Origin of the sequence: Mesorhizobium sp. C395A (genome assembly GCF_030323205.1) — a bacterium.
GTDB lineage: Bacteria > Pseudomonadota > Alphaproteobacteria > Rhizobiales > Rhizobiaceae > Mesorhizobium.
This window is the reverse complement of the sequence record NZ_CP100473.1, coordinates 5,611,190-5,630,955: the sequence shown is the minus strand read 5'-3', so window position 1 is coordinate 5,630,955 and position 19,766 is coordinate 5,611,190. Positions and strand designations below refer to the sequence as shown.

At 63.3% G+C, this 19,766-nt stretch carries 15 protein-coding genes; 8 read left to right on the top strand and 7 right to left on the bottom strand.

Going from position 1 to position 19,766, the window contains the following annotated elements; translation table 11 throughout:
- Window position 1: 1 nt before the first annotated feature.
- The 3 genes from ggt to NLY37_RS27320 all read right to left on the bottom strand — a co-directional run bounded on the left by ggt (window position 2) and on the right by NLY37_RS27320 (window position 5,381).
- Entirely contained in the window at window positions 2-1,741 is a 1,740-nt protein-coding gene (gene ggt, locus NLY37_RS27330; RefSeq protein ID WP_023741259.1) for a gamma-glutamyltransferase, read from the bottom strand.
- 137 nt (window positions 1,742-1,878) lie between these two features.
- On the bottom strand, window positions 1,879-3,171 hold the full coding sequence (gene rhaI / locus NLY37_RS27325; RefSeq protein WP_023741260.1) for an L-rhamnose catabolism isomerase: 1,293 nt from the start codon (window positions 3,169-3,171) through the stop codon (window positions 1,879-1,881).
- Between the two features lie 107 nt (window positions 3,172-3,278).
- Complete coding sequence (locus tag NLY37_RS27320) at window positions 3,279-5,381, bottom strand: bifunctional rhamnulose-1-phosphate aldolase/short-chain dehydrogenase (RefSeq protein ID WP_023741261.1); 2,103 nt, start codon at window positions 5,379-5,381, stop codon at window positions 3,279-3,281.
- A 183-nt stretch (window positions 5,382-5,564) separates the two neighbouring features.
- On the opposite strand from NLY37_RS27320, the gene NLY37_RS27315 reads away from it, so the two are divergent.
- From NLY37_RS27315 to NLY37_RS27285, 7 genes are all read left to right on the top strand, one after another.
- A complete protein-coding gene (locus NLY37_RS27315) occupies window positions 5,565-6,368 on the top strand; it encodes a DeoR/GlpR family DNA-binding transcription regulator (protein ID WP_023669662.1) in 804 nt (267 codons plus the stop codon).
- A gap of 48 nt (window positions 6,369-6,416) precedes the next feature.
- A complete protein-coding gene (rhaS, locus tag NLY37_RS27310; protein WP_023669661.1) occupies window positions 6,417-7,412 on the top strand; it encodes a rhamnose ABC transporter substrate-binding protein in 996 nt (331 codons plus the stop codon).
- An 84-nt stretch (window positions 7,413-7,496) separates the two neighbouring features.
- Window positions 7,497-9,038 carry a sugar ABC transporter ATP-binding protein gene (locus NLY37_RS27305; protein WP_286440835.1) on the top strand — a complete coding sequence of 514 codons (1,542 nt, stop codon included), beginning with the start codon at window positions 7,497-7,499 and terminating at the stop codon, window positions 9,036-9,038.
- Window positions 9,035-10,012 carry an ABC transporter permease gene (locus NLY37_RS27300; RefSeq protein ID WP_023681925.1) on the top strand — a complete coding sequence of 326 codons (978 nt, stop codon included), beginning with the start codon at window positions 9,035-9,037 and terminating at the stop codon, window positions 10,010-10,012. Before NLY37_RS27305 ends, NLY37_RS27300 begins: the two co-directional genes overlap by 4 nt.
- Window positions 10,009-11,004 (top strand): ABC transporter permease, encoded by a 996-nt coding sequence (locus NLY37_RS27295; protein ID WP_023740723.1) that lies wholly within the window; start codon window positions 10,009-10,011, stop codon window positions 11,002-11,004. Before NLY37_RS27300 ends, NLY37_RS27295 begins: the two co-directional genes overlap by 4 nt.
- Window positions 11,004-11,321 carry an L-rhamnose mutarotase gene (rhaM, locus tag NLY37_RS27290; RefSeq protein WP_023681927.1) on the top strand — a complete coding sequence of 106 codons (318 nt, stop codon included), beginning with the start codon at window positions 11,004-11,006 and terminating at the stop codon, window positions 11,319-11,321. The genes NLY37_RS27295 and rhaM overlap by 1 nt, the downstream gene beginning before the upstream one ends.
- Window positions 11,318-12,694 carry an FGGY-family carbohydrate kinase gene (locus NLY37_RS27285; RefSeq protein WP_023740724.1) on the top strand — a complete coding sequence of 459 codons (1,377 nt, stop codon included), beginning with the start codon at window positions 11,318-11,320 and terminating at the stop codon, window positions 12,692-12,694. Before rhaM ends, NLY37_RS27285 begins: the two co-directional genes overlap by 4 nt.
- On the opposite strand, the gene NLY37_RS27280 is transcribed toward NLY37_RS27285, so the two are convergent.
- The 3 genes from NLY37_RS27280 to galE form a co-directional block, all read right to left on the bottom strand.
- Window positions 12,695-14,521: an alanine racemase gene (locus tag NLY37_RS27280; protein ID WP_023740725.1), complete on the bottom strand. Its 1,827-nt coding sequence runs from the start codon at window positions 14,519-14,521 to the stop codon at window positions 12,695-12,697.
- A gap of 3 nt (window positions 14,522-14,524) precedes the next feature.
- Complete coding sequence (locus NLY37_RS27275) at window positions 14,525-15,775, bottom strand: D-amino acid dehydrogenase (protein ID WP_023696678.1); 1,251 nt, start codon at window positions 15,773-15,775, stop codon at window positions 14,525-14,527.
- Window positions 15,776-15,872: 97 nt separating this feature from the next.
- Window positions 15,873-16,868 (bottom strand): UDP-glucose 4-epimerase GalE, encoded by a 996-nt coding sequence (galE, locus tag NLY37_RS27270; protein WP_023669652.1) that lies wholly within the window; start codon window positions 16,866-16,868, stop codon window positions 15,873-15,875.
- A 279-nt stretch (window positions 16,869-17,147) separates the two neighbouring features.
- Here galE and hemA point away from each other — a divergent pair, with 279 nt between their 5' ends.
- A complete protein-coding gene (gene hemA / locus NLY37_RS27265) occupies window positions 17,148-18,425 on the top strand; it encodes a 5-aminolevulinate synthase (RefSeq protein ID WP_023740726.1) in 1,278 nt (425 codons plus the stop codon).
- 18 nt (window positions 18,426-18,443) lie between these two features.
- On the opposite strand, the gene NLY37_RS27260 is transcribed toward hemA, so the two are convergent.
- Window positions 18,444-19,610, bottom strand: coding sequence for a pyridoxal phosphate-dependent aminotransferase (locus NLY37_RS27260; RefSeq protein ID WP_023740727.1), 1,167 nt, complete (start codon window positions 19,608-19,610; stop codon window positions 18,444-18,446).
- Between the last annotated feature and the right edge of the window lie 156 nt (window positions 19,611-19,766).

Sequence of the window (19,766 nt, the reverse complement as noted above, 5' to 3'; positions counted from 1 at the left end):
ATCAGTAGCCAATCGCCTCGCCGGATGCGGCGCGGCTGTCGATGGCGCCGTTGTAGCGGGCGCCGCCGCCCTTCTCGATTTCCGCCAGGCTCTTGCCGCCGACAAGAATGCCGGCCGCCTGACCCCAGGTAGAATCCGCGAGATCGAGGTGGTAGCCCATGCCGGCCAGCAGTTTTTCAGTGTCGGGCGACAGGCCGAACGGTTCGACATAGATCGTGGCGGGCAGCCATTGATGGTGGATGCGCGATGCGTCGATCGCCTCCTGGATGTTCATGCCGTGGTCGATGACGTTGACGATGGCTTCCAGCGTGATGGTGATGATGCGCGAGCCGCCGGGGCTGCCGATAACCATGAACGGCTTGCCGTCCTTGGCGACGATGGTCGGGCTCATCGATGACAGCGGCGTCTTCTTCGGCTGGATGGCATTGGCCTCTCCCTGCACGAGACCGTAGAGGTTGGGCACGCCAGGCTTCTGGGTGAAATCATCCATCTCGTTGTTGAGCAGGATGCCGGTGCCGTCGGCGACCACGCCGGCGCCGAACGAACCGTTCAGCGTATAGGTGACCGCGACCGCATTGCCGTCATCGTCGATGATTGAATAGTGCGTCGTTTCCTTCGACTCGCCGAAGCCCTTCGGCATCAAATCCTGCGAGACGCCGGCGCGGAACGGGTCGATCTTGTCGCGGATCTCCTTGGCGTAACCCTTGTCGAGCAGTTTCGAGACCGGATTGTCGACGAAATCGGGATCGCCGAGCGCCGAGTTGCGGTCCACATAGGCGTAGCGCATCGCCTCGACCATGACATGCACGGTCTCGGCCGAGCGGGCGCCGAGATAAGACAGCGGGTAGCCCTCCAGCACGTTGAGGATTTCGCAGATGATGACGCCGCCGGAGCTTGGCGGCGGCGAGGACGTGATCTCATAGCCCCGATAGGTGCAGCTCACCGGTTGCAGCTCGCGTACCTTATATTGCTCGAAGTCTGAGTTGGCCAGAATGCCGCCCTTGGCGCCGCTCGCCTTGACGATGGCGTCGGCGATGGCGCCTTTGTAGAAGGCGTCGGCGCCTTTTTCGGAGATGGCGGCGAGCGAGGCTGCAAGATCGGGCTGGAGGAGACGCTCGCCGGCGCTATAGGGTTTGCCGTCCGGCTTCAGGAAGATGGCGGCGGCGGCAGGGTCCTTCGCCAGCCGTGCGGCATTGCTCGCGAATGAAGCAGCGTCGCCCTGGTCGAGGATGAAGCCATCCTTGGCATAGGCAATTGCCGGCGCCATCAAATCCTGGCGTGGCAGCGTGCCATATTTTTCACGAGCCATCTCGAACCCTGCCACGGAACCCGGTACGCCGACCGCAAGGTAGCCATCAAGGCTGGCGCCCTTCACCGGATTGCCGTCCTTGTCGAGATACATGGTCTTGGTTGCCGCCAGCGGCGCGCGCTCGCGGAAATCGAGGAAGGTCGATTTGCCGTCCTTGAAGCGGATGGTCATGAACCCGCCACCGCCGATATTGCCGGCATTAGGGTAGACGACGGCGAGCGCATAGCCGACGGCGACCGCCGCATCGACGGCATTGCCGCCCTTCTTCAGCACCTCGACGCCGGCTTCCGACGCCAGATGCTGGGCGGTGACGACCATGCCGTGCTCGCCCTTCGCCGGTTGTGGCGAGGCGGCATGGAGCGCGCCGGATGGCGCGAGCGCAATTGCGAGCGAAAGGGTGACGCCAATCAGCGTCCGGCGGGTCAAGGGCATGGCGGTGCTCCAAGTGCGGTGCCTAGAAGAGCTACATGGAGCGGCCGAGTCCATCATCAATATGAGCGAACACATATTGATGTTCGCCTGCCGGCAGAGGCAAGCTGATCTCCCCCTGTGGTGGAGATTAGCCAATCTCAAACAATCCCGCCTGAACCGCCCACAACCGCCGGCCGTTCCGCCGCGACCTTCGCCCGGTAGCCCGCCGCGCGATATGCGGCGACTGGATCGATGGCGCCGCCTGTGTTCAGCCGCGCCATGGCAAGGATCGGCTCGACATCGGTGCGGTAGGCAGCTTTCAGCGTCTGCGTCGCCATCAGCGCATCATTGCCGTCTTGGAAACCCTCGAGCGCCTTGCGGTCGACCAGCAGCGCCTGCGCATAGGCGCGCTGCACCTCGACCGCCGACAGCATCAGGCTTTCGATCGGATCGGTGACGTTGTGGCTCTGGTCGAGCATGTGGGCGGGATCGAAACCCTCGGCGCCGGACAGCTCGGCATCGACCAGTTCGTTGAAGACCAGGAACAGCCGATAGGGATCGATCGAGCCGGCATCGAGATCGTCGTCGCCATATTTGGAATCGTTGAAGTGGAAGCCGCCGAGTTTCTTGAACTGGATCAGCCGCGACACGATCATCTCGATGTTGACGTTGGGCGCATGGTGGCCGAGGTCGACCAGGCAGTAGGCCTTGTCGCCCAGCTCCTTGGCGATCATGTAATTGGTGCCCCAGTCCTGCACGACCGTGGAGTAGAAAGCCGGCTCGTACATTTTGTGTTCGGTGAACAGTTTCCAGTCGGCGGGCAGTCCGGCATAGATCTCCTTCATGGCGTCGAGATAGCGCTCGAAGGCTTTGGCGAAATTGACCTGGCCGGGGAAATTCGAGCCGTCGCCGATCCACACTGTCAGCGCCCTGGACCCCAGCGTCTTGCCGATCTCGATGCATTCGAGATTGTGCTCGACGGCCTGGCGGCGCGTGCCGGCATCGGCATGCGAAAGCGAGCCGAATTTGTAGGAGAGCGTCTGATCCTTGGCATCCGAAAAGGTGTTGGAGTTCATGGCGTCGAAGCCGAGGCCGAAGCGCGAGGCGGCCTGCTTCAGCCGGTTCGGATCGGCCTTGTCCCACGGGATGTGCAACGAGACGGTCGGTGTCGCCTGCGTCAGTTGGCTGATGACGGCGCAGTCCTCGATCTTGTCGAAAATGTCGCGCGGCTCGCCGGCGCCGGGAAAACGGGCAAACCGCGTGCCGCCTGTGCCGACGCCCCAGGACGGAATGGCGACGGCGAATTTCTCGACCTTGTCGCGGATGGCATCGATGGCGATGCCGCGGCGGTCGAGGCGTTCGCCGAGAGAGGCGTAGTCGCGCTCGAGGTCGGGTTTGCGCTGGGCGTTGTGGCTGGAGACGAGATCGGCGGCGACGATGGTTTCGGACAAGTGCTATTCCTCCCAATGCGTTCAGTCAGCGCTGCCCCTCATGCGGCCCTTCGGGCCACCTTCTCCCCTTATAGTGACGGGGAGAAGAGAAGCGCTCCGCTCTTAACTCAGCGCGTAAAGCTCTGCGCGTTGCCGGCGTCGACGTTGATGATGTTGCCGGTGGATTTGGCCGACATGTCGGAGGCGAAGAAATAAATCGCTTCGGCAATGTCTTCGGGAAACACCGAGCGCTTCAGCATCGAGCGCGAGCGGTAGTGTTCTTCGAGGTCGTCGGTCGACATCTTGTAGGCGGCGGCGCGCTGTTCCTTCCACTCGCCGGTCCAGATCTTCGAACCGCGCAGCACGGCGTCCGGATTGACGACATTGACCCGGATCTGGGCTTCGGCGCCTTCCAGCGCCAGGCAGCGAGCGAGATGGATTTCGGCGGCCTTGGCGGTGCAATAGGCGGCGGCGTTGGGCGACGCCGCAAGACCGTTCTTGGAGGCGACGAAGACGACATTGCCGCCGATCTTCTGGGCGCGGAACAGCCGGAAGGCTTCGCGCGAGACCAGGAAATAGCCGGTTGACAATATGTCCATGTTCTTGTTCCACAGCGCCAGCGTCGTCTCCTCGATCGGCGCCGAGGAGGCGAGGCCTGCGTTGGAGACGAGAATATCAATGCCGCCGAACTCGACGGCTGTCTGGGTGAAGCCGGAAATCACCTGCTCCTCCGCGGTGACGTTGATCAGCACCGGCCGGACGAAGTCCTTGCCATAGGCTTTCGCCAGTTCGTCGTTGGCGCTGGCAAGTGCGGCCTCGTCGATATCGGCCAGCACGACGCAGGCGCCTTCGCGCAGCAGCCGACTGGCGGTGGCGCGACCGATGCCGCCGGCGCCGCCGGTGACCAGCGCGATTTGGCCGGCGAGCGACTTCGGCTTCGGCATGCGCTGCAGCTTCAAATCCTCGAGCAGCCAGTATTCGATGTCGAAGGCCTCCTGCGCCGGCAGGCCGACATAGGACGAAACGGTCGAGGCGCCGCGCATGACATTGATGGCGTTGACGTAGAATTCGCCAGAGATGCGGGCGGTGGCCTTGTCGCCGGCGAAGGTGAACATGCCGACGCCGGGCATCAGGTAGACCACGGCATTGGGGTCGCGGATCGGGGGCGAGTCCGGATGCTTGCAGCTGTCGTAATAGGCCTGGTAGCCGACACGGTACTCAGCAATATCGTCGGCGAGGCGCGCAATCACGGCTTCGACGTCGGGCTTCGCTGGGTCGAACTCGATAACCAGCGGGCGAATTTTTGTGCGCAGGAAATGATCCGGGCATGAAGTGCCGAGTGCCGCCAGCGGGCGCAAATCCCTGGAGTTGACGAATTCGAGCACGGCGGCGGAATCGTCGAAATGGCCGAGCTTGTGGCTCTTCTCCGAAATCAGGCCGCGTATTCTCGGCATCAGTCTTGCCGCGGTGGCGCGGCGCTCAGCCGCGTCCAGCGATTTGACGACTTCGCCGCCGAATATGGCGAGCCCCTCGGAGCGGCGCTCGAACCATTCGATCGCCTGGTTGATGACCGAAATGGTCGTTTCGTAGCATTCCTTGGGTGTGTCGCCCCAGGTGAACAGGCCGTGGCTTTCGAGGATGACGCCCTTGGCCTCGGGGTGTTCGACGCAGAATTTCTCCAGCCACAGGCCAAGTTCGAAGCCCGGCCGCTTCCACGGCAGCCAGCCGATGGCGTCACCGAAGATCTCCTTGGTCAACGCCTTGGAATCCTTGGCAGCGGCAATGGCGATAATGGCATCGGGATGCATGTGGTCGACAAATGGCTTCGGCACATAGGCGTGCAGCGGTGTGTCGATCGAGGCCGCGCGTGGATTAAGGTTGAAGGTGCAGTGGGGAAGATAGCCCACCATCTCGTCCTCATGCGCGACGCCGCGATAAAGGCCTTTCAGCGCCTGCAGTTTGTCCATGTAAAGCGTGGCGAAACCGTCCAGCTTGATCGAGGCGCTGTCGCCGCCCGAGCCCTTGACCCATAGCACTTCGACTTCGGCGCCGGAGAGCGGGTCCTCCTGCCGGATCTTGGACGAGGTGTTGCCGCCGCCATAATTGGTGACACGCTTGTCGGAGCCGAGCGTGTTGGAGCGATAGACCAGAAGCTCAGGCTCGCTCAGCCCCTTGGCTTTCGCATCGTCCCAAAGGTTGGCAAGGCGCGAGCCGGAGCGCTTGTCGAGCATGATTATCCTCCCTGGGACGCAAAAGGCGCGGTCCATTTTGCCGGAAATGTCTACGCAAGCATCTCGGTTGTCAATCATAAACGATCAAGATCGATCATATTGCACTGCACAATGAAATTATATGAGCGGAAATGATTGACACTGGTGGTTTTCTAGTGCCTCATGACCATGCAGGGAGGAACCATGCACGAAAAAGAGCGCCACAGGATCATTCTGTCCGCCGTCCAGGAAAAGCCTGTGGTGACGGTGCAGGAGATGGTCGACCTGACGGACTCCTCCGAGGCGACGATCCGGCGCGATATCGCGGCTCTTCATGTGCAAAAGCGCCTGCGCCGCGTGCGCGGCGGCGCCGAAGCGATCTCGCCACCGCAGTTCATCGGCCTCGCCGGCCGGCCCTTTTCCGTCAACGAAACGCTTAACGCTTCGCAGAAGCGTGCGATTGCGCGCGAAGCGGTGGAGTTGTGCAAGGACGGCGAGCCGATCATCATCAATGGCGGCACCACCACCTTCCAGATGGTGCATTTCCTGACCGGACGCCGCATGCCGATCTTCACCAATTCGTTCCCCATCGCCGAGCACCTGCTCAAGCATTCGAAGAACACCGTCATGCTGTCGGGCGGCACCATCTACCGCGAGCAGAACATCATCCTCTCGCCCTTCGACAATGACGTGACGCGTAATTTCTACGCGCGCCGCATGTTCATGGGCGCTCAAGGGCTCGGGCCGCTTGGCCTGATGGAAGGCGACCCGCTGCTGATCCAGGCGGAGCAGAAACTGATCGACCAGGCCGACGAACTGGTGGTGCTGGTCGACTCATCGAAATTCCGCCAGCGCTCGAGCCTGATCCTGTGCGGGCTCAAGCGCATCGCCACCGTCATCACCGATGACGGCATCGAGGATCGCGAAGCCAACATGCTGGAGGCCGCGGGTGTGACGCTGATCGTCGCCCGCAAGTCGGCAAAGGAAGAATCCTCGCTGCAGGCCTGAGGCCAACCGCAGCGACGATGGAATGCAACGCTCAAGGGAGGAAATACGATGAGCTTTCTGAAGAAATTGATGGTGACGGCCGCGTTCTCGGCCGCCATGTTCGTGAATGCCGCCTATGCCGAGAACGTCAAGATCGCGCTGGTGGTGAAGTCGCTCGGCAACGGCTTCTTCGACGCCGCCAACAAGGGTGCCGAAGAGGCGGCCAAGGAACTCGGCGATGTCGACATCATCTACACCGGCCCGACCAAGGCGACCGCCGAAGCGCAGATCGAAGTGGTCAATTCGCTGATCGCGCAGAAGGTCAACGCCATTGCGATTTCGGCCAATGACGCCGACGCGCTGGTGCCGGTGCTGAAGAAGGCGATGGAGCGCGGCATCACCGTCATCTCGTGGGATTCGGGCGTCGCCAAGGAAGGCCGCCAGCTGCACCTCAACCCGTCCGACACCGGCCTGATCGGCGAGACCATCATCAAGCTTGCCGCCGACTATCTGCCGGAAGGCGGCGAAGTCGCCATTCTGTCGGCTTCGTCGACCGCGACCAACCAGAACGCCTGGATCGACGCGGCCAAGAAAATCCTGCCGGAAAAATTCCCCAAGATCAAACTCGTCGCCACCGTCTACGGCGATGACGATTCGGCAAAGAGCACCGACGAAGCCAAGGGCCTGCTGAAATCCTATCCGAACCTCAAGGCGATCATCGCGCCGACCACCGTCGGCGTCGTTGCCGCTGCCCAGGTCGTCACCGACGCGAACCTGATCGGCAAGGTCAATGTCACCGGTCTCGCGCTGCCGTCGGAGTTCAAGAAGTTCATCGACAACGGTTCCAGCCAGGCGGTTGCCCTCTGGAATCCGATCGACCTCGGCTACTCCGCCGTCTACCTCGCTCATGATCTGGCGGTGAAGAAGGAAGAGGCAAAGCCGGGCGCAACGCTGTCGATCGGCCGCGTCGGCAAGGTCACGCTCGATGACAGCAACTCGGCTGCGATGGCTCCGCCCTTCCAGTTCGACAAGTCCAACATCGAAAAGTTCTCCAAGATCTATTGATCTCGGACGTCTCGGACCAAGCGCGGCGGGACCAAAATCCCGCCGCGACTTTAAACGGACCTTGTTTCAGGGCTTGATACGGATATGGACACGACAGCCCAGCACGGCATTGCGAAGGAGGAGCCCACGGGTCCTGCCCCGCGCCTGACGCTGTCCGGCGTCTCCAAAAGCTTTCCCGGCGTGCGCGCGCTGCACAATGTCAGCCTGTCGCTTTACCCCGGCCAGGTTACGGCGCTGATCGGTGAAAACGGCGCCGGCAAGTCGACGCTGGTCAAGATCATGACCGGCATCTACCAGCCGGACGCCGGCACGATCAGCATTGACGGCCAGGCCGTCACTTTGCCCAGCGCGCATGCCGCCTTCGGCCACGGCGTCACCGCCATTCATCAGGAAACCGTGCTGTTCGACGATCTGAGCGTCGCCGAAAACATTTTTCTCGGCCATGCGCCCCGCACGCGGCTAGGCACCATCGACTGGCGCACCATGCGAAAACACGCGCGCGAAGTGCTCGACACCATGCATGCCGGCCATATCGACGCCGATGCGCGGCTGAAAGACCTCGGCATCGCCAACAAGCACCTGGTAGCGGTTGCTCGCGCGATGTCGATCGATGCGCAGATCGTCATCATGGATGAGCCGACCGCAGCCCTTTCGATGAAGGAGATCGAGGAGCTTTTCCTGCTGATCGAATTCCTCAAGGAGGAACGCAAGGCGATCCTGTTCATCAGCCACAAGTTCGACGAGATCTATCGGATCGCCGATCGCTACACCGTGTTCCGCGATGGCGAGATGGTTGGCCAGGGCCTTATAAAGGATGCCGGCCAGAGCCAGATCGTGCGCATGATGGTCGGCCGCTCGGTCGACCACATCTTCCCGCAACGCAAGGCCGAGATCGGCGCGCCGGTGCTGTCTGTATCCGGCCTGTCGCACCCGACCGAATTCAGCGACATCGGCTTCGAGCTGCACGAGGGCGAGATCCTCGGTTTCTACGGCCTTGTCGGCGCCGGGCGGTCAGAGGTGATGCAGGCGATTTCAGGCATCACCCGCATATCGGGCGGCACGATAACGCTGGAAGGCAAGGTGATCACGCCGAAATCGGCGGCGGATTCCATCGAAGCCGGCATCGTCTACGTGCCGGAGGAACGCGGCAAGCAGGGCGTGGTGATCGGCCTGCCGATCTTCCAAAACGTCTCGCTTCCCTCGCTCAAGCGCACCTCCAAATCCGGCCTGCTGCGATTGTCGGACGAATTCGCGCTCGCCCGCTCCTACACCGAGCGGCTAGACCTGCGCGCCTCGTCGCTGAGCCAGGATGTCGGCACGCTGTCGGGCGGCAACCAGCAGAAGATCGTCATCGCCAAATGGCTGGCGACAGCGCCCAAGGTGATCATCCTGGACGAGCCGACCAAGGGCATCGACATCGGCTCCAAGGCCGCCGTGCACGGCTTCATGGCGGAGCTCGTCGCGCAGGGCCTGTCGGTGATCATGGTGTCGTCGGAACTGCCGGAGATTCTGGGCATGTCCGACCGCGTCGTCGTCATGCGCGAAGGGCTGGTTGCGGCGGTCTACGATAGTAAGGGGCTGGACGCCGAAACGCTGGTCCGGACGGCAGCGGGGATCGCGGCATGAAGGCTCTCCTGAAATTCCGCGAGATCTGGCTGGCAGCGGCGATCGTCGTTTTGATTGCTCTGATCTCGACGCGCTTCCCGGCCTTTGCCGACCCCGGCAATCTCGCCCAGGTGTTCAACGACACCTCGATCCTGATGATCCTGGCGCTGGGACAGATGGTCGTCATCCTGACCCGCTCGATCGACCTGTCGATGGCCTCCAACCTGTGCTTCACCGGCATGGTGGTGGCGATGCTGAACGCCGCACATCCGGCGATCCCGATCCCGCTGCTGATCGTCATTGCGCTGGCCGTCGGACTGGTGCTCGGCGCCATCAACGGCCTGCTGGTGTGGCGGCTGAACATCCCTTCGATCGTGGTGACATTGGGCACGCTCACCATCTATCGCGGCGCCACCTTCGTCCTCTCCGGCGGCGCCTGGGTCAATGCCGACAAGATGAGCCCGGACTTCATCGGCTTCCAGCGCGCAGCTTTCCTGGGCATTCCGGTTCTGTCCTGGATCGCCATACTGGTCATCGCGCTGTTCTTCGTGGTGATGACGCGAACCGCGCTTGGCCGTTCGATCTATGCCATCGGCGTCAACCCGACGGCGTCGGTCTATGCCGGCATCGATGTCGGCCGAACCAAATTCATCGTCTTCTGCATTTCCGGCATGATCGGCGGGCTCGCCGGTTATCTCTGGATTTCTCGTTATGTCATCGCCTCGGTCGAGGTCGCCAATGGCTATGAACTCAATATCATCGCCGCCTGCGTCATCGGCGGCATTTCGATTGCCGGCGGCATCGGCTCGGTCGGGGGCGCGGTGTTAGGGGCGCTGTTCCTCGGCATCATCTCCAACGCACTGCCGGTGATCAACATCTCGCCCTTCTGGCAGATGGCGATTTCAGGCAGCGCCATCATCCTGGCCGTCGTGCTCAACGCGCGCGGCGAACGCCAGCAGGGGCGGATCATTCTGAGGAAGGCGGAGGCGGCATGACCGACACCCCCGCCCCGCGCCACATTCCCGACCGGCTCGACAAGCCGCTCTCTTCAGCGATCTTTTCCTGGGAAGCGCTGCTGGTCTTCGTGGCGGTCGCCATCTTCGCCATCAACAGCTTCGCATCGCCCTATTTCCTCGATGCCTATTCGCTGTCGGACCTGACCTTCAATTTCACCGAGAAAGGCCTGATCGCCTTCGCCATGGCGCTGCTGATCATTTCGGGCGAGATCGACCTGTCGGTCGCCGCCATCATCGCGCTCGCCTCGACCATGATGGGCATGGCGGTACAGGCCGGCGCCGACACGCCGGTGCTGGTGGCTATCGGCATCGTCGTCGGGCTCGGTTGCGGCGCCTTCAACGGCCTGTTGGTGACGAGGCTCGGCCTGCCGTCCATCGTCGTTACCATCGGCACGATGAGCCTGTTTCGCGGCATTGCCTTCATCATCCTCGGTGATCAGGCCTACAAAGGCTATCCCGAGAGTTTTGCTTTCTTGGGCCAGGGTTACGTCTGGTGGGTGGTGTCGTTCGAACTGGTGCTCTTCCTCCTCGCGGCCGTCGCCTACTGGTTCCTGCTGCATCGCACCAGCTTCGGCCGCCGTGTCTTTGCCATCGGCAACAATCCGGTCGCGGCACAGTTTTCCGGCGTTCGCGTCGGCCGCATCAAATTCATCCTGTTTTGCATGACCGGACTGATGGCGGGCATCGCCTCGGTGCTGATCACCTCGCGGCTCGGCTCGACGCGGCCGTCCATCGCGCAGGGCTACGAGCTTGAGGTCATCACCATGGTGGTGCTGGGCGGCGTCAGCATTCTGGGCGGCTCCGGCAGCATTGTTGGCGTCGTGCTCGCCGCCTTTATCATGGGGCTGGTGACCTTCGGCCTCGGCCTGCTCAACGTGCCCGGCATCGTCATGTCGATCTTCATCGGCCTGCTCTTGATCTTCGTCATCGCGCTGCCGATCGTCTGGCGACAGCTGCGTGGTAACAGCTGATGCCTGAGAAATACGCCTTCAAGATGCAGCTCAAACCCGGCATGAAAGCCGAGTACAAAAAGCGCCACGATGAGATCTGGCCGTCGCTGGTGGCGCTGCTGAGAGAGGCCGGCGTCGCCGATTATTCGATCCATCTCGATGAAGACACCAACATCCTGTTCGGCGTGCTGTGGCGGCGGGACGACCATGGCATGGCCGACCTGCCGAAGCATCCGGTGATGCAGCGCTGGTGGGCGCACATGGCCGACATCATGGAGACCAGGCCGGACAACCAACCGGTGGCCATCCCCCTGGAAACAATGTTCCATATGGCATGAGTGCGCTGCGCCACATCGCCGTCATCGACATCGGCAAGACCAACGCCAAGGTGGCGCTGGTCGATCTCGTCACGCTGAGCGAGGTGGGGTTGCGCCGCATGGCGAACGCGCCGCTGCGACAAGCGCCCTATCCGCATCACGATGTCGAGGCGCTGTGGACGTTTATCCTCAACAGCCTTGCCAGCCTCGACCGCGAACAGCGTATCGACGCGATTTCGATCACCACGCATGGTGCGACCGGCGTGCTGGTCGACGCCGCGGGCGAACTGGTGCTGCCTGTCCTCGACTATGAGTTCGACGGCCCCGACAGGCTGGCTACAGAGTATAGTGCGATCCGTCCGCCCTTCATTGAGACCGGGACGCCGCGCCTGCCGCTCGGCCTCAATCTCGGTGCGCAATTCTTCTGGCTTGAGAAGCGTTTTCCCACCGAATTCGCCAGGGCCGCCGCGATGCTGATGTATCCGCAATACTGGGCGCTGCGCCTGACCGGCGTTGCCGCCAACGAGGTGACCTCGCTCGGCTGCCACACCGATCTGTGGAGCCCTTGGGAGGCGGACTTTTCCTCGATGGTCGACAGGCTGGATTGGCGCAGGCTGATGGCATCGGTGCGGCCGGCCAGGGACCAGCTCGGCCCGATCCTGCCGGCGCTTGCCGCGCGCACCGGGCTCGATCCGCAGACCCCGGTTTTCTGCGGACTGCACGATTCCAACGCCTCCCTATTGCCGCATCTTCTGTCCGACGAGCCGCCCTTCTCGGTCGTCTCGACCGGCACCTGGGTGGTATCGATGGCGGTCGGCGGCAGAGAGATTGCGCTCGATGCTGCGCGCGACACGCTGGTCAATGTCAGCGCGCTTGGCGCTCCCGTCCCCTCGGCGCGGTTCATGGGTGGCCGCGAGTTTTCCCAGCTGACCAAGGACAAGCCGCAGGACTGCAGCGGCAGCGAGGTGCTGGCCGTTCTGACAAAAAAGATGCTGCTTTTGCCTTCTACCCAGCAGGGATCAGGTCCGTTCCCGCACCATGCCGCGGCATGGCTTGGTGCCGAGGGCATCAGCAAAGGCGAGCGGTTCGCCGCCATTTCCTTCTATCTGGCACTGATGACGGCGACCTGCCTCGAGCTGATCGGCGCCGACGGCCCGACCACCGTGGAAGGACCGTTTGCTCGCAACCGGCTCTTTGTCGGCATGCTGGCGGCAGCGACCGCGCGCATCGTCATCGCCTCCGAGGCGGCCACCGGCACCAGCATCGGCGCGGCACTGCTCGCATCCGATCAGCCAGTGACGCACGGCAAGGGCGAAAGAATTGAGCCGCAGACCGACCCGGTCTGGGCGGCCTATGTCACCGCGTGGCGCGCGGCAGTCGACGCGCAAGGCTGATCACAAAATCCGCTTCCCAAAGGCCGACATGACGAAGTTGACGGCGTCGGCGCCGATCCGCGGCTCCAGACCGGCGGTCAGCCCGGAAACATCCATCGACAGCAGACCGCCGGACAGCGAGATCGCCTCCATTGCCTGATGCGTCTCGCGCACCGTCAGCCCGCCCGAGCCCGCAGCCCAGCCGGTAAATTCGGTCGCCGTCGGCGAATAGCTGACGTGAAAGCCCTGCGTGCCCGACGTCGCGATGCGGATCGCCTCATGCATGAGGTCGCGCATGCCCATGGCGTCGATGTCGGTCATGGTGAAGGCCGAGACACGCGAATCCTTGAGCACCCTTGCCTCCGCCGGATCGGCATGGCGCAGGCCCACGATGACGATATTTTCCGGCGACAGCTGCGGCTGCAGCGCGCCGGGCTTGTGATCGAGACCGAGCGCGCGGGCCAGCACCGAGACTTCAGGCATGTCTTCGGCCTCCTCGTCCTCGGGCATCAGGGCGGCGAGGGAATCGATCCAGATCAGGCCAAAGGAATGCGTCGCCCGCGCCGTTGCGGTCAGCGCCTTGTGGGCGATACGGCGATCTGCGCCGGCGGCGAGACGGACGAGGCCCGAGGGCGGCCGCTCGACGTCGGCGAGTTCGACCACGTCGAAATTCATTGCCTCCAGCCGCGCGCCGGTTCCCTCGCGGGCGATAATCCCGCCGGCTTCCGGTTCGGCCGAGATCGACACCATCTTGCGGCCGGAGAAATCCGCGACGTCGTGCATCGGCGCCTTCTCGACATATTCCGAGGTCATCGCCAGAAGCATGGCGCCATAATTCATGCGGAAGGCGACGCGGTCGCCGACGGTGGGTCGCGGATCGGCATCCTGCACATCGAGCAGCAGATGGTCGCTGGAAGCGCCGAGCACCCTCACCCCTTTGGCGATCGGCGTCAGCCCTTCCACCAGCACGTCCTCGCGGCCTATATTGGCGATGGCGCGCAGCCGGTCGCCCTCGTCGGCAAAGACCGGCTGGTTGCCGAAGGCGTCGTAGCCGGATGTGCCGATCGGCCGCGAAGGCTTGAGTTTGACCTCGATGATGTCGCTGGTCAGCCGGCAGGCATCGGGTTCGAGTTCGGGCCACGGCACGTCGCGAAAGGTTTCGACACCGCCTTGCAGGATCGCCTCGCCCACGCGCAGATTGTTGATGCCGGGCGGCAGCTTGCCTTCGAGCAGCAGCGTCAGCGATGACGAGGCGCCGCCGGAAATGAAGTCGAGGCTTTTGCCGGACAGGCGCTCAGTCTTGTAGGCATGGGCGACGAGTTGGCCAAGGTTCTCCGGGGTCGGCATTATGGCGCCGAAGCAGCCGAGATTGGTGCCGATGCCGGCGATGCGCACGCCCTTGAATTGTAGGATCTGCTCGACGGTGGGGATCAGGTCGCTTGGCCAGATGCCTTCGCGGAGATCGCCGAGATCGATCATCAGCATGATATCGTGGACGCGGCCCATGCGCTCGGCAATGCGCGATATCTCGCGGATGGTGGTCAGTTCCGACTGCAGGCTGATGTCGACGGTGCGCACGACCTCCTCGACGCGCGCCATGGGCGGGCTGCGCAGCAGCATGACCGGCGCATTGATGCCGCTGTCGCGCAGCCGGCGGATGTTTTCGAAGCGCGATTCCGCGATGCCGGCAACACCGCCGCGCAGCATGGCCCGCGCCACTTGCGGCATGCCGCATGTGCCCTTCGTAACTCCGAACACCTTGATATCAGACAATGCGCAGCGTTCGACGATGGTGCGGGCGTTGCGCTCGATGCGGCCAAGGTCGATAGCGACTTGCGGTCCCGACATCGCTCAGCTCCCGTAGACCAGCCCTTGGGGGTCGATCTCCGGCTTGCGGCCGGCGACGAGGTCGGCCAGGAACTTGCCCGAGCCGCAGGCCATGGTCCAGCCGACATGGCCGTGGCCGGTGTCGAGGTAAAGGTTCTTGTATTTCGCCTTGCCGATGACCGGCACCGAGTTGGGCATCATCGGCCGCAGACCTGCCCACAACAGCGCCTTCTTCTCGTCGAAAGCGCCGGGGAAAAGGTCTTTGCCGGTGCTCAGCATGGACTTGAAGTCGCTGGGCTTGAAGCTGCGGTCGAAGCCGGTGAACTCGGCTGTCGAGGACATGCGCAGGCGGTTTCCGAGCCTGGAGTAGCCAACCAGCCGGTCCTCGTCGGCGCCGCCCATGGTCGGTCCCTTGCTCTCGTCCTCCAGCGGGATGGTCGCGCTATAGCCTTTAACCGGATAGACGGGCAGGTCGATACCGTAGCGGCGACCGATCAGGCCGCTCTCGGGGCCCATGGCGATGACGACGGCGTCGCCCGTCACCGGGCCGGCCGATGTCATGACCGCACGCACCCAGTCGCCCTCTATGTCGAGCCCCTCGATCGTGGTGTCGAACAGGAATCTGACGCCAAGCTTTTCGGCCGCATAGGCGGCGAGCCCGTCGACGAATATCCTGGAATCCCCGGTCTGGTCGATCGGCGAATAAACGCCGCCGGCGATCTTTTCCTTCACGCCCGCGAGCCCGGGCTCAAGTTCGACCAGCCGGTCGCGGCCCACTATCTCGATCGGCAGGCCATGCTTCGCCAGAAACTGGTAGTTGTCGGTGCCGGTGTCGAGGCTGTGCTGCGAGCGGAAGAAATAAAGAATGCCCTTCTTGCGCTCGTCATAGTGGATGCCGGTGGCGTCGGAGAGCGCGTTGATGCAGTCGCGCGAATAGAGCGCCAGGCGCAGTTTGACCTGGCTGTTGGCGCGCAGCCGGGCCACGGTGCACTGGCGCAGGAAACGCAGGCTCCAGGCGAGGAAATAAGGATCGAAGCGCAGCCTGACCTTGATGCCGAGATCATGGTTCCAGAGAGCGCGCAGGAAGGTCTTCAGCGCCGCCGGCGAGGCCCAGGCGGTGGCGTCGCCCGGCGACACCAGACCGGCATTGGACTGGCTGGTGCCGCGCGCCGGCGCCGGATGGCGCTCGATCACGGTGACCTCATGGCCGTCGGCGGCCAGATAATAGGCGGCCGCGGTACCGACAACGCCGGCTCCAAGCACCGTTATCTTCATGCCACCCCCTCTTCGCGGCACAGCGCCTCCACGCCGCACCGCCATTGCTTCAATAGCGCTTCGCCGCGCGCCTTGCGAGCCCTCGGAAGTGTCCGGCTCAGCCCCGCGCGGAGTTCTTGCCGGTGAGGATACGCTCCCAGGCGAGTGCATCGGCGACGATCTGGTCGAGGTCGTCGCGTTGCGGGGTCCAGCCGAGTTCGGCGCGTGCAAGGTCCGAATTGGCAACCACGGCGGCGGCGTCGCCGGGGCGCCGGTCGCCCATCTTGACCTCGAAATCCCGGCCGAAGGCGCGCCGCACGCTGTCGATGACCTCGAGCACCGAATAGCCGTGGCTGTAGCCGCAATTGGCGACGAGGCTGCCGCCGCCGGCGCGCAGCCGCTGCAGCGCCAGCCGGTGCGCCGCAGCCAGGTCGCTGACATGGATATAATCGCGCATGCAGGTGCCGTCCGGCGTCGGATAATCGGTGCCGAACACCTGCATGAAGGGGCGTTTGCCGAGCGCGGTCTCGCAGGCGACCTTGATCAGATGCGTGGCGCCAGGCGTCGACTGCCCCGTCCGGCCCCTGGGATCGGCGCCGGCGACGTTGAAGTAGCGCAGCGCCGTGTAGCGCAAGGGATGCGCAAGCGCTGCATCGCGCAGCATCCATTCGCTCATCAGCTTGGACAGGCCGTAGGGCGATTCCGGCGCCAGGCGGGCATCCTCACGCACCGGCTCCAGGCCGGCGCCGCCATAGACGGCGGCGGTCGAGGAGAAGATGAAATGCGGCACGCCCTCGCGTACAGCGGTTTCGATCAGCGTACGGGTCTTGGAGGTGTTGTTCTCGTAATAGGCGAGCGGATCGGCAACCGATTCCGGCACCACGATGGAACCGGCGAAGTGGATGATCGCGTCGACCTTGTTATCCCGGATGATCTGGCCGACCAATTCCCTATCGGCGACATCGCCGACGACCAGCTTGGCCTCCGGCGCCACCGCCCATTCGAAGCCCGTGGAAAGGCGGTCGAGAACGACGACGCTCTCGCCGGCATCCAGCAATTCCCAGACCATGTGGCTGCCGATATAGCCGGCGCCGCCCGTTACCAAAACCGTCATCCGCGTCCTCTTTTACTCATAATTTGTCGGAAACTGTCTCAATCACCGCCTTACTGGAAAGCCTGCGGCAAGGCCATTAGAAACGCCTGAATGTTAAATCCGTAACAGTCTCACCGGCCTGTGGCATCGTACGGACACAAAATTGATCCACATCAAGGGAATAGGCCACGATCTGGCATCGTTAGGAACAGGCTTGGGGCGTGGCATTTTGACCAAAACGGCCCGGTGGACGACGAATGGGCCAACGATTATGATCCCGCGCAAAACTGGGAAGGCGACATGAACTATCAGCGGTTCTTCGAGGAAGCGATCGACCAGCTCCACGCCGAGCGGCGCTACCGGGTTTTCGCCGATCTCGAGCGCATTGTCGGCAAGTTTCCGCGCGCCATCTGGCGTTCAAACGGTCGCGCCGAGGAAATCACCGTCTGGTGTTCCAACGACTATCTCGGCATGGGCCAGAACCCCGATGTCATTGCCGCGTTCCAGAATGCAGCCGGCAAGATGGGTTCGGGCGCCGGCGGCACCCGCAACATTTCCGGCACCTCGAACCCGCTCGTCGAGCTCGAGCTGGAACTGGCCGACCTGCACGACAAGGAAGCGGCCCTGGTCTTCACCTCCGGCTTCGTCTCCAACGAGGCCTCGATCTCGACCATTGCGCGGCTTTTGCCCAATTGCCTGATCATTTCGGACGAGCTCAACCATGCCTCGATGATCGAAGGCGTACGGCGCTCGGGCGCCGAAAAGAAGATTTTCCGCCACAACGACGTCGCGCATCTCGAAAGCGTGCTGCAGGTGGCGGGCCGCGAACGCGCCAAGCTGATCGTGTTCGAGAGTGTCTATTCGATGGATGGCGACATCGCGCCGATCAAGCAGATCGTCGAACTGGCCGAACGCTACAACGCCATGACCTATATTGACGAGGTCCATGCCGTCGGCATGTACGGACCGCGCGGCGGCGGCATCACCGAGCGCGAGGGGCTGGCCGACCGCATCGACATCATCGAAGGCACGCTGGCCAAGGCGTTCGGCACGCTGGGCGGCTATATCGCCGGCAACAGCGCCGTCATCGACGCGGTGCGCTCCTATGCGCCGGGCTTCATCTTCACCACGGCGCTGCCGCCGGCGATCGCCGCCGCCGCCACCACGTCCATCCGCCACCTCAAGCGGTCGCAAGCCGAGCGCGATGCGCAACAGCGCCAGGCGTCGCGGACCAAGGAGGTTCTGTCTGCAGCCGGCCTGCCGGTGATGGAATCGCCGACACACATCGTGCCGGTGCTGGTCGGTGACCCCGAACTCTGCAAGATGGCCAGCGACCGTCTGCTCGGCGTGCACGGCATCTACATCCAGCCGATCAACTATCCGACCGTGCCGCGCGGCACCGAGCGGCTGCGCATCACGCCGACGCCGTTCCATACCGATACCCTGATTGCGGGACTGCAGGACGCGCTGGTCGAGACATGGGATGCGCTGGGCATTCCCTACGGCTCCGCCGGACGGCCCACTGTCGCCAAGAGCGACCGGATTGTGCCGCTGCTTGTGCCGAAGTCGGGCGGCTGAAGCCGCCGCCCATTCACCTCAAACCGTCCTCATCCATCCCGCCAGCCGGTGTGCCGCTTCCTCGAGTTGGTCGAGGCGGCGGTGGAAGCACAGGCGCAAAAACGCCTCTCCGCCAGGGCCGAAGGCGGTGCCCGGCGCCAGGCCGACATTGGCCTTGTCGACGATGTCGAAAGCAGCCCGGCGCGGATCGGTGATGCCGTCGACCGTGAAAAACAAATAGAACGCGCCTTGCGGCACGGTGAAGCGCGCTTTGCCGGTTGCGCCGAGAATATCGCAGACTAGGTCGCGCGCTTTCCTGGCGCGCTCCACCTGCTCGACGATGAAGGCATCACCGTGGTCCAGCGCCGCGACGGCGCCGCGCTGCATGAACTGGGCGACGCCTGAGGTCGAATACTGGATCAGGTTCTCGAACACCTGCTGCAGCTCGGGATGGGTCTTGATCCAGCCGACGCGCCAGCCGGTCATCGCCCAGTTCTTGGAAAAGGAGTTGACGAACAGGATGCGGTCTTCCGCGGTCGAAATGTCGAGGAAGGACGGCGCACGGCCGTGGCCGTAGTGGAACAGCGAATAGATCTCGTCGGCGATGATCCACAGACCCTTTTGGCGGGCGAGATTCAGGATCGCCTGCAGCCTTTCCTTATCGGCCGTCCAGCCGGTGGGGTTCGATGGCGTGTTGACGAACAGCGCCTTGGTGCGCGGCGTCACCGCAGCCGCAATCTTGTCGACATCGCAGGACCAGCCATTGCCCGACTGGTCGAGCGTGACCGCAACCGGGGTAGCGCCGGAAATACCGGCGGCGGCGGCGAAATTCGGCCAGGCCGGGGAGAGATAGACCACCTCGTCGCCGCTGCCGGCGACCGCGGCTAATGCCAACTGAATGGCATGCATGCCGGAACCGGTGGCGATGAATTCCTCTTCGGCGAAGCTCTTGCCGAAATGCCTGGCATAGTAGCGAGAAAGCGCTTGCCTCAGCTCCGGAATGCCTTTCTGCCAGGTATAGAAGGTCTCGCCATTGGCGAGCCCCTTGGCGGCGGCTTCCGAAATGAAGGCAGGCGTCGGCAAATCGCCTTCACCGGCCCAGAGCGGGATCATGCCCTCGCGCGTACGGCCGTAATTGACGACGGCGACAATGCCGCTTTCGGGGGCGGCCACCGCTTCGGCGCGCAAGCTATCGATCAGGGTCATGAACAGGTCCGTTTTGATGTCTGCTTTGCTGCATCTCATTATCCAGAACCGCTGCGCACTTATGGGCGACATGCATTGGCGGATGCTCTTAGCAGATGCGGCAACAGAAAACCCCGGCCGCGAACGACCGGGGTTTTGGTCCAGAAATCTGGCCTT

Coding starts and splice junctions, on each gene's coding strand:
- rhaS (WP_023669661.1), top strand. CDS start 6,417: ATGAGCTTTCTGAAGAAATTGATGGTGACGGCCGCGTTCTCGGCCGCC.
- hemA (WP_023740726.1), top strand. CDS start 17,148: ATGAACTATCAGCGGTTCTTCGAGGAAGCGATCGACCAGCTCCACGCC.
- NLY37_RS27280 (WP_023740725.1), bottom strand. CDS start 14,521: ATGTCGGGACCGCAAGTCGCTATCGACCTTGGCCGCATCGAGCGCAAC.
- NLY37_RS27275 (WP_023696678.1), bottom strand. CDS start 15,775: ATGAAGATAACGGTGCTTGGAGCCGGCGTTGTCGGTACCGCGGCCGCC.
- NLY37_RS27315 (WP_023669662.1), top strand. CDS start 5,565: ATGCACGAAAAAGAGCGCCACAGGATCATTCTGTCCGCCGTCCAGGAA.
- NLY37_RS27320 (WP_023741261.1), bottom strand. CDS start 5,381: ATGCTCGACAAGCGCTCCGGCTCGCGCCTTGCCAACCTTTGGGACGAT.
- NLY37_RS27260 (WP_023740727.1), bottom strand. CDS start 19,610: ATGACCCTGATCGATAGCTTGCGCGCCGAAGCGGTGGCCGCCCCCGAA.
- NLY37_RS27295 (WP_023740723.1), top strand. CDS start 10,009: ATGACCGACACCCCCGCCCCGCGCCACATTCCCGACCGGCTCGACAAG.
- rhaM (WP_023681927.1), top strand. CDS start 11,004: ATGCCTGAGAAATACGCCTTCAAGATGCAGCTCAAACCCGGCATGAAA.
- NLY37_RS27285 (WP_023740724.1), top strand. CDS start 11,318: ATGAGTGCGCTGCGCCACATCGCCGTCATCGACATCGGCAAGACCAAC.
- ggt (WP_023741259.1), bottom strand. CDS start 1,741: ATGCCCTTGACCCGCCGGACGCTGATTGGCGTCACCCTTTCGCTCGCA.
- galE (WP_023669652.1), bottom strand. CDS start 16,868: ATGACGGTTTTGGTAACGGGCGGCGCCGGCTATATCGGCAGCCACATG.
- NLY37_RS27300 (WP_023681925.1), top strand. CDS start 9,035: ATGAAGGCTCTCCTGAAATTCCGCGAGATCTGGCTGGCAGCGGCGATC.
- NLY37_RS27305 (WP_286440835.1), top strand. CDS start 7,497: ATGGACACGACAGCCCAGCACGGCATTGCGAAGGAGGAGCCCACGGGT.